The 7,311-nt window shown below is 65.3% G+C and carries 7 protein-coding genes; 4 read left to right on the top strand and 3 right to left on the bottom strand.

What is annotated here, in order from left to right; all coding sequences use genetic code 11:
* Both AC2VOU_RS13025 and hisN read right to left on the bottom strand, forming a co-directional pair.
* A partial coding sequence (locus tag AC2VOU_RS13025; RefSeq protein WP_486957754.1) for an acyl-CoA dehydrogenase family protein occupies nucleotides 1-878 on the bottom strand: 878 nt, incomplete at its 3' end.
* A gap of 79 nt (nucleotides 879-957) precedes the next feature.
* Nucleotides 958-1,752 (bottom strand): histidinol-phosphatase, encoded by a 795-nt coding sequence (gene hisN, locus AC2VOU_RS13020; protein ID WP_486957753.1) that lies wholly within the window; start codon nucleotides 1,750-1,752, stop codon nucleotides 958-960.
* 143 nt (nucleotides 1,753-1,895) lie between these two features.
* Between hisN and AC2VOU_RS13015 the strand changes: the two genes are divergently transcribed.
* Nucleotides 1,896-3,551: an NAD-dependent malic enzyme gene (locus AC2VOU_RS13015; protein WP_486957752.1), complete on the top strand. Its 1,656-nt coding sequence runs from the start codon at nucleotides 1,896-1,898 to the stop codon at nucleotides 3,549-3,551.
* Between the two features lie 24 nt (nucleotides 3,552-3,575).
* The gene (locus tag AC2VOU_RS13010) at nucleotides 3,576-3,923 is read left to right on the top strand and encodes a hypothetical protein (protein ID WP_486957751.1); all 348 of its coding nucleotides are present in this window, start codon (nucleotides 3,576-3,578) and stop codon (nucleotides 3,921-3,923) included.
* A gap of 3 nt (nucleotides 3,924-3,926) precedes the next feature.
* Here AC2VOU_RS13010 and AC2VOU_RS13005 read toward each other — a convergent pair whose 3' ends face one another.
* Nucleotides 3,927-5,288: an FAD-dependent oxidoreductase gene (locus AC2VOU_RS13005; protein WP_486957750.1), complete on the bottom strand. Its 1,362-nt coding sequence runs from the start codon at nucleotides 5,286-5,288 to the stop codon at nucleotides 3,927-3,929.
* 128 nt (nucleotides 5,289-5,416) lie between these two features.
* Here AC2VOU_RS13005 and prfB point away from each other — a divergent pair, with 128 nt between their 5' ends.
* Both prfB and AC2VOU_RS12995 read left to right on the top strand, forming a co-directional pair.
* Entirely contained in the window at nucleotides 5,417-6,529 is a 1,113-nt protein-coding gene (gene prfB / locus AC2VOU_RS13000; protein ID WP_486957749.1) for a peptide chain release factor 2, read from the top strand.
* Nucleotides 6,519-7,311 (top strand): mechanosensitive ion channel family protein (locus tag AC2VOU_RS12995; RefSeq protein ID WP_486957748.1); only part of this gene is annotated, 793 nt, incomplete at its 3' end. The genes prfB and AC2VOU_RS12995, both read left to right, overlap by 11 nt.

Genomic DNA, 7,311 nt, shown 5'->3' with positions numbered 1-7,311 from the left:
TCACTCGACGACTCGACGACGAACAGTGCCGGCTTGCCGTTGAGTTGGGCTGCGACGATGAACAATTCGGCGTCGGCAGCCGCCGGGACCAGCGATTTGATGCCGTTGAGCCGGTAGCCGCCCGGCGTGCGGACCGCGGTGGTCTTCAGCGCGGTCGGGTCGAAGAGCGGCTGCGGCTCGGCGATCGCCACGCAGGCCTGCGGAACATTGTCGCCGGCGAATTCCTCGAGGTAGGTCGCTTGTTGACCGGCGCTGCCCCAATGTGTGAGTGCGGCGGCGACACCGGCCGGCGCCAGGATGGGCAGCGCCAGGCCCATGTCGCCGTAGGCCAGCGCCTCGGCGACCAGCACGTTGGTGACGCTGGAGCGCTCGGCGGCGATGCCGTCGAAATCCTCGGGGATGTTGATCGCGGCGATACCCAGCTCGGTGGCTTTCTTCACCAGGTCCGGGGGATAGGTGGTGGCGGCGTCGGCGTCGTGAGCTGCCGGCCGCAGCACCTCTGCGGCGAATTCCTCGACCGTTTCGACGATCATTTTCTGGTCGTCGTCCGGTGTGAGGTCGTAGTAGTCCTTGCCGCTGGTCTTGAGTCGCGTGGCACCGCCACGCAGGCTTTCGACCTTTTTGAACTGCCGATTGGCCGCCCCGGCTGCGGAGAAGACCTGCTTGGTGCCGTAGCGCAGGGTCCGGTTCAGCGGGTCGCGCAGGCCGTACTTGTCCAGAAACTCCTGGCCGACGAGTGGCGTGAGCAAGCCGATCGCCACGTCGATGCCAGTGCGCTTGTGGGTTTGCTCACCGATAGCGGATTTGCCACCGCTGCGCTTCGGGCGCTGCTTGGATCCGTCTCGTGAGCCGTTTGTGGAGGTGACAGTGTTTGTCATGAATGCAGCCTCGTTCGTTGGGGCAATGCGGTAAACCTATCTTACTCCAAAGTAAGATAGAAGGTAGCTGTTACCTAGCTCACAGTTCCGGCTCGCCGGGGGAGAGCTTCCGCAGTACCTGGTCGTGCAAGAGGCCATTGGAGGCCACCGCGTTGCCGCCGTGCGGCCCGGCGGTGCCGTCGAGGCTGGTGAACGTGCCCCCCGCCTCGCGGACCAGAATGTCCAGCGGCGCGAGGTCCCACACCGACACCTCCGGTTCGGCTGCGATGTCGACCGCGCCCTCGGCCACGAAGCAATAGGACAGGAAATCGCCGAACGCGCGAACCCGCCAGACCTCGTCGGTGAGGTCGAGGAAGCGGTCCCGAGCGCCGAGGTTGGCCCACCCGGACAGGCTTGAGAACGACAGGCTGGCCGAATCCAGTTGTGCCACTGAGGAAACCGAGATGCGTCGAGCAGGTTTATCGCCGACGGCGACGAACGCGCCTTGGCCGGCCGCAGCCCACCAGCGACGCTGGAGTGCAGGCGCGCTGATCACCCCGACCAGCGGCACCCCGTCGTCGAGCAGTGCGATCAGGCTGGCCCACACCGGCACGCCGCGTACGAAGTTCTTGGTGCCGTCGATCGGGTCGATGATCCACTGTCGCCGGGCCAACGTGGTGGTGCCGCCGAATTCTTCGCCGAGGACGCTGTCTTTCGGGCGGAGCCGGGCCAGCGTCGCTCGCAGACCCGTCTCGACCGCGTGATCCGCGTCGCTCACCGGCGTGAGGTCGGGTTTGGTGTCGACTTTCAGGTCGACCGCTCCGAAGCGGGCCAGCGTCACCCCGTCGGCCTGGTCGGCGAGGGCCACGGCCACCGCGAGGTCGTCGTCGATCATCTGACCGCCTTTCGCTGTTCGTCGGTGTCGTCGTCGACACCGCATTCTCGCCTACGCGGGCTCGTTTCGAATCCGTTCATCCCGGGGACGCAGAATGACAGTTGCGGCGACAGTCGCCCGTCGCAGCAGAAGGGACTTTGCCGGTGTCGAACCAAAAACGAGGACAAGCTGCCCTTTTCGACGCATTGACAACCAAGGGCACAGCGTTCTCGCAGGCCGAGCGACGTGAGCTTGGCCTGCTGGGCTTGCTGCCGACGGCGGTCAAGACGCCAGACGAGCAGGCCGAACATTGTTGGCACGAGTTCTCGACGCGCCGCGACGATCTCGACAAACACATCTACCTGCGCGCCCTTCAGGATCGCAACGAGACACTGTTTTACCGGGTGTTGGTCGACCACGTCACCGAAGCGCTGCCCATTGTCTACACGCCCACCGTCGGAGAGGCCTGCCAGCGCTTCAGCGAAATATACCGGCGGCCAAGGGGTTTGTTCGTGTCCTATCCCGACCGCGACCTGCTGGACCAGGTGCTGGACAATCGGCCGCAACGCGAAGTCGACGTCATCGTGGTCACCGACGGTCAGCGCATTCTCGGTCTGGGCGACCAAGGCATCGGCGGCATGGGCATACCGATCGGCAAGCTGTCGCTGTACACGCTGATCGGCGGCATCGATCCGGCCCGCACGCTGCCGATTGTGCTCGACGTGGGAACCGATAACGTCGAGCTCCTCCAAGACCCGCGCTACCTCGGCTGGCGCCACCGCCGTATCGACGACGACGAGTACCACGCGTTTATCGACCGCTTCGTCACCGCGGTGCACAAGGCGCTGCCCAACGTCCTGCTGCAGTGGGAAGACTTCGCCACCGCCCACGCGCTGCCGATCCTGGGACGCTACCGCGACTCGTTGCTCACCTTCAACGACGACATCCAGGGCACCGCAGCGGTCACGGTCGGGGCATTGCACGGCGCCGCGAAAGTTGCCGGCCGGCCGTTGTCGGAGCAACATGTCGTGATGCTGGGCGCGGGCTCGGCGGGCATCGGGGTGCTGGACATGATTCGCCGCGAAATGGTGGCCGAGGGGTTATCGGAACAGGATGCCGCAGAACGGATTTGGGTGCTTGACGTGGTCGGTCTGCTCACTGATGACCGCGCCGACCTTTCGGACGCGCAGCGAGACTTCGCCCAACCTGCCGACCGGACAGCCGGCTGGGGTCTGTCGAGTCCGGCTCAACTCGCCGATGTCGTGCACCATGTCGAAGTCGGTGTTCTGCTCGGATTATCCACTGCGACGGGTGCGTTCACCGAGGCGATTGTCCGCGAGATGGCGGCTAAAACTGAGCGGCCGATCATCTTTCCGCTCTCCAACCCGACCAGCCGTGCCGAGGCGCATCCTGCGGAGCTGGATCACTGGACCGACGGACGGGCCTTGATCGCCACCGGTTCTCCCTTCGCTCCAATTCAGCGTGACGGCGTCGAACGTATTGTGGCGCAGTGCAATAACGTCTACATCTTCCCGGCCGTGGGGCTGGCGGTGACTGCCGCGCAGGCGACCCGGGTCACCGACGAGATGATGCGGGTCGCGGCGGCCACCCTCGGTGAAGCATCGCCCGCCCTCGACGATCCGAACCAGCCGTTGCTGCCGGCATGGTCGGATGCGCCCGAGGTGGCCGTCCGGATTGCTCAGGCCGTCGCGGTGCAGGCGGTGGCCGAGGGCGTCGCCCCGAAGCGGAGCGACGCCGAACTGGCCGAACGCATCAAGCAGGTGTATTGGCACCCCGACTACCGGACCGCGTCGGCCTGACGTCGGCGGACCTACCATGGCATCGTGTGGGAAATCCTCGCGGTGTTGTTGCTCCTCGCAGTCGGCGCGGGCCTGTTGGCGCCGCGGTGGTTTCGTCAACGGCCCGGTAACGACGCGTTGAACGCAACTCTGCTGATCACCGGTGTCAGCCCGCGGCCGGACGCCGTCGGCGAGCAGTACGTCACGATCACCGGCGTGATCGAAGGTCCGACAGTCAGCGACTACACCGTGTATCAGCGAATGGCAGTCGACGTCGACCGGTGGCCGGCGGTGGGGGAGTTGAAGCCGGTGGTGTATTCGCAGCGCAATCCAGAAAAGTGGTGGTTTGCGCCCCCGGAGCCGCCCGAGCCCACCGAGCCGTCGGCCGAGTGATGCTCAGCCGTGACCGATATGCAGCAGCTTGGTCAGGTTCGCCAGCTTCACCCGCGGCCGCCCGTGGGGCTCACCGGCTGAGCGTTCGTGCTCGTCGATCAACTTCCAGTGCGCATCCGTGACGAGTTTGGGCTGTCGTTCTACCAGCCACTCGGCGATCTCGTCGGCATGGTCGGAGCCAAAGTCGGCCAGGCCGGGTGCCGCGGTGAGGTCGGCGATCAGCGCGTCGACAGTGTCCTGGGAGTCTTTCTTGTTGGTTCCGATCACCCCGGACGGCCCGCGCTTGATCCAGCCGACGACATATTCATTGCGACTGCCGTCGATTCGGCCGTCGCTGTTGGGAATGGTGCCGGTTTTCTCGTCAAACGGCAGGCCTTCGGTGGGAACGCCGCGGTAACCCACCGAGCGGACCACCAATTGCACCGGCACCTCCTCACGCTCGCCGGTGTCCTTGGCGGTCACGCGTCCGCCTTGGTCGGTGACCAGTTCGTTGTGTCCCACGATGATTTTCTCGACGCGTTCCCGGCCGACGATTTCTATCGGTGAGGTCTGGAAGCGGAACACGATCCGGCGATGGTTGGGGCGCGGCTCTTTACCGACGTAACCCTTGAGCACTTTGATGTTCTGCCGGCACACTTTGCCGACGGCCGCCGCGTCTTCCTCGGTGATGTTCTCGAAGTCCGCCGGGTCGACGATCACGTCGACGTTCGCCAGGTCTGCCAGTTCGCGCAGCTCCAGCGTGGTGAAGGCGGCCTGCAGCGGGCCGCGCCGGCCGGCGACGATCACCTCCTGCACGCCGCGGGGACGCAGCGACTCCAGCGCGTGGTCGGCGATGTCGGTCTTGGCCAGCTCGTCCGGTTCGGTCACCAGGATGCGCGCGACGTCGAGGGCGACGTTGCCGTTGCCGATGACCACGGCACGGCTGCCCGAGAGGTCCGGCGTGGCCGCCTCGAAGTGCGGATGAGCGTTGTACCAGCCGACGAAATCGACGGCGGCGACGCTGCCCGGCAGATCTTCGCCGGGGATGTTCAACGGCCGGTCGGCCTGGGCGCCGATCGCATAGACCACCGCGTCGTATTTCTCGGCCAGCTCCGCTGCGCGGATGTGTTCGCCGATCACGAGGTTGCCGAAGAACCGGAACCGGTGGTCTTCGGCAGTCTTCTCGAATTGCCTGCTGATCGACTTGATCTTTGGATGATCGGGCGCGACCCCGGAGCGAACCAGACCCCACGGTGTCGGGAGCATCTCGAGCATGTCGACGGCGACGTCGAATCTGTCGTCGGAGTCGGCGGCTTTGAGCAGCGAGGCCGCCGCGAAGAATCCCGAGGGACCCGACCCGACGATCGCAACGTGATAGGGGCGCATAAGCCACGATGCTAAACGCCCGCGCTGGTCGTCCGTAGCGGACGACGGTGGATTGCTCCGCCTTCTCGCTGGGTCAGCCCGAGCACGTCGTCGCCGCCGGCGCTGCCCGGCCGGTAACGTGAGCAGGCGTGGACCCCGACCTTCAGGCTGAGATCGCAGCTCTTGACTCCACGCTGACCACGGTGGAGCGGGTGATCGACGTCGACGGTCTGCGCAGCCGGATCGACAAGCTCGAGCACGAAGCCGCCGATCCCAACCTGTGGGACGACCAGGCCCGCGCGCAGCGTGTCACCAGCGAGCTTTCCCATACGCAGGGCGAGCTGCGGCGCGTCGAAGGCCTGCGCCAGCGGCTCGACGACCTGCCGGTGCTCTACGAACTGGCCGCCGAGGCCGGCGCCACAGGCGCCGAGACTCGAGCCGAGGCCGACGCCGAGCTGAAGGCACTGCACGCCGACATCGAGGCCTTGGAAGTGCGCACGTTGCTCTCCGGCGAGTACGACGAGCGCGAAGCGCTGGTCAATATTCGCTCCGGTGCCGGTGGTGTGGACGCCGCTGACTGGGCCGAGATGCTGATGCGGATGTACCTCCGCTGGGCTGAGCAGCACAACTACCCGGTGGAGGTGTTCGACACGTCCTACGCCGAAGAAGCCGGGATCAAGAGCGCGACTTTCGCGGTGCACGCGCCCTACGGCTACGGCACGCTGTCGGTCGAGCAGGGCACCCACCGACTGGTGCGGATCAGCCCGTTCGACAATCAGAACCGTCGGCAGACGTCGTTCGCCGAAGTCGAAGTCTTGCCGGTGGTGGAGACGACCGATCACATCGACATCCCCGAGGGCGATTTGCGCGTCGACGTGTATCGCTCCAGCGGCCCGGGTGGTCAGTCGGTGAACACCACCGACTCCGCGGTTCGGCTCACCCACATCCCGACAGGAATCGTCGTGACTTGCCAGAACGAGAAGTCGCAGCTGCAAAACAAGGTGGCAGCGATGCGAGTGCTTCAGGCAAAGTTGTTGGAACGCAAGCGTTTAGAAGAACGCGCTGAGCTCGACGCGTTGAAAGGTGACGGCGGCAGCAGCTGGGGTAACCAGATGCGATCCTATGTGCTGCACCCGTATCAGATGGTCAAGGACCTGCGCACCGAGTACGAGGTGGGTAACCCGGCCGCGGTTCTCGACGGCGACATCGACGGATTCCTGGAAGCAGGAATCCGGTGGCGTAACAGAAAAGATGACGACTAACACCACGCTGCTGGCGGCGAGCACGCCCCAGCGCTGGCATGAGCTCTGGCACGACGAACTTGGCCAGTGGTTCATCACCCGCGGTCTGCGAATCATGATGGTGGTGATAGCCGCGGTCTTGGCGGTCCGGTTTGTCACCTGGGTCACCGCACAGATCGCCCGCCAGCTCGACGAACGTTTCGTCGAAAGCGACGCGTTGGTCCGGTCGGAATCGTCCAAGCACCGGCAGGCCGTCGCCTCGGTCGCGCAGTGGGTGTCGATCGTCATGATCGCGATCTGGTGCATCGTGCGGATCGCCGAAGTGTTCAACTTCTCCGTCGCAGGCCTTGTCGCGCCGGCGACGGTGGTCGGGGCCGCGCTGGGCTTCGGCGCTCAGCAGGTGGTCAGGGACATCCTCGCGGGATTCTTCATCATCGTCGAGAGGCAGTACGGCTTCGGCGATCTGGTCACACTGACTGTTGTGTCGGCAACAGACGCCAGTGGCACGGTCGAGAACGTCACGCTGCGGGTGACCCGGCTCCGTTCACCCAACGGCGAGGTGCTGACCGTTCCGAACGGCCAGATCGTCAAAGCGATAAATCAGTCCAAGGACTGGGCCCGCGCAGTGGTGGACATTCCCGTCGCGACGACCGCCGACCTCAACCGGGTCAGCGAGGTGCTGCGTCAGGAGTGCGAGCGCGCCCGAGATGACCCGAAACTGGGCGATTTGTTGTTGGACGCGCCCACTTTGATGGGGGTCGAGACCATCGAGGTCGACACCGTGACCTTGCGGATGGTGGCCC

The organism is Mycobacterium sp. TH-M25, assembly GCF_057473665.1.
The sequence above is the reverse complement of the archived record's forward strand: the minus strand, read 5'-3'. Positions and strand labels throughout refer to the sequence as shown.

Excerpts from the sequence above, each read along its gene's own strand:
- hisN (WP_486957753.1), bottom strand. The coding sequence starts at position 1,752 with ATGATCGACGACGACCTCGCGGTGGCCGTGGCCCTCGCCGACCAGGCC.
- AC2VOU_RS13005 (WP_486957750.1), bottom strand. The coding sequence starts at position 5,288 with ATGCGCCCCTATCACGTTGCGATCGTCGGGTCGGGTCCCTCGGGATTC.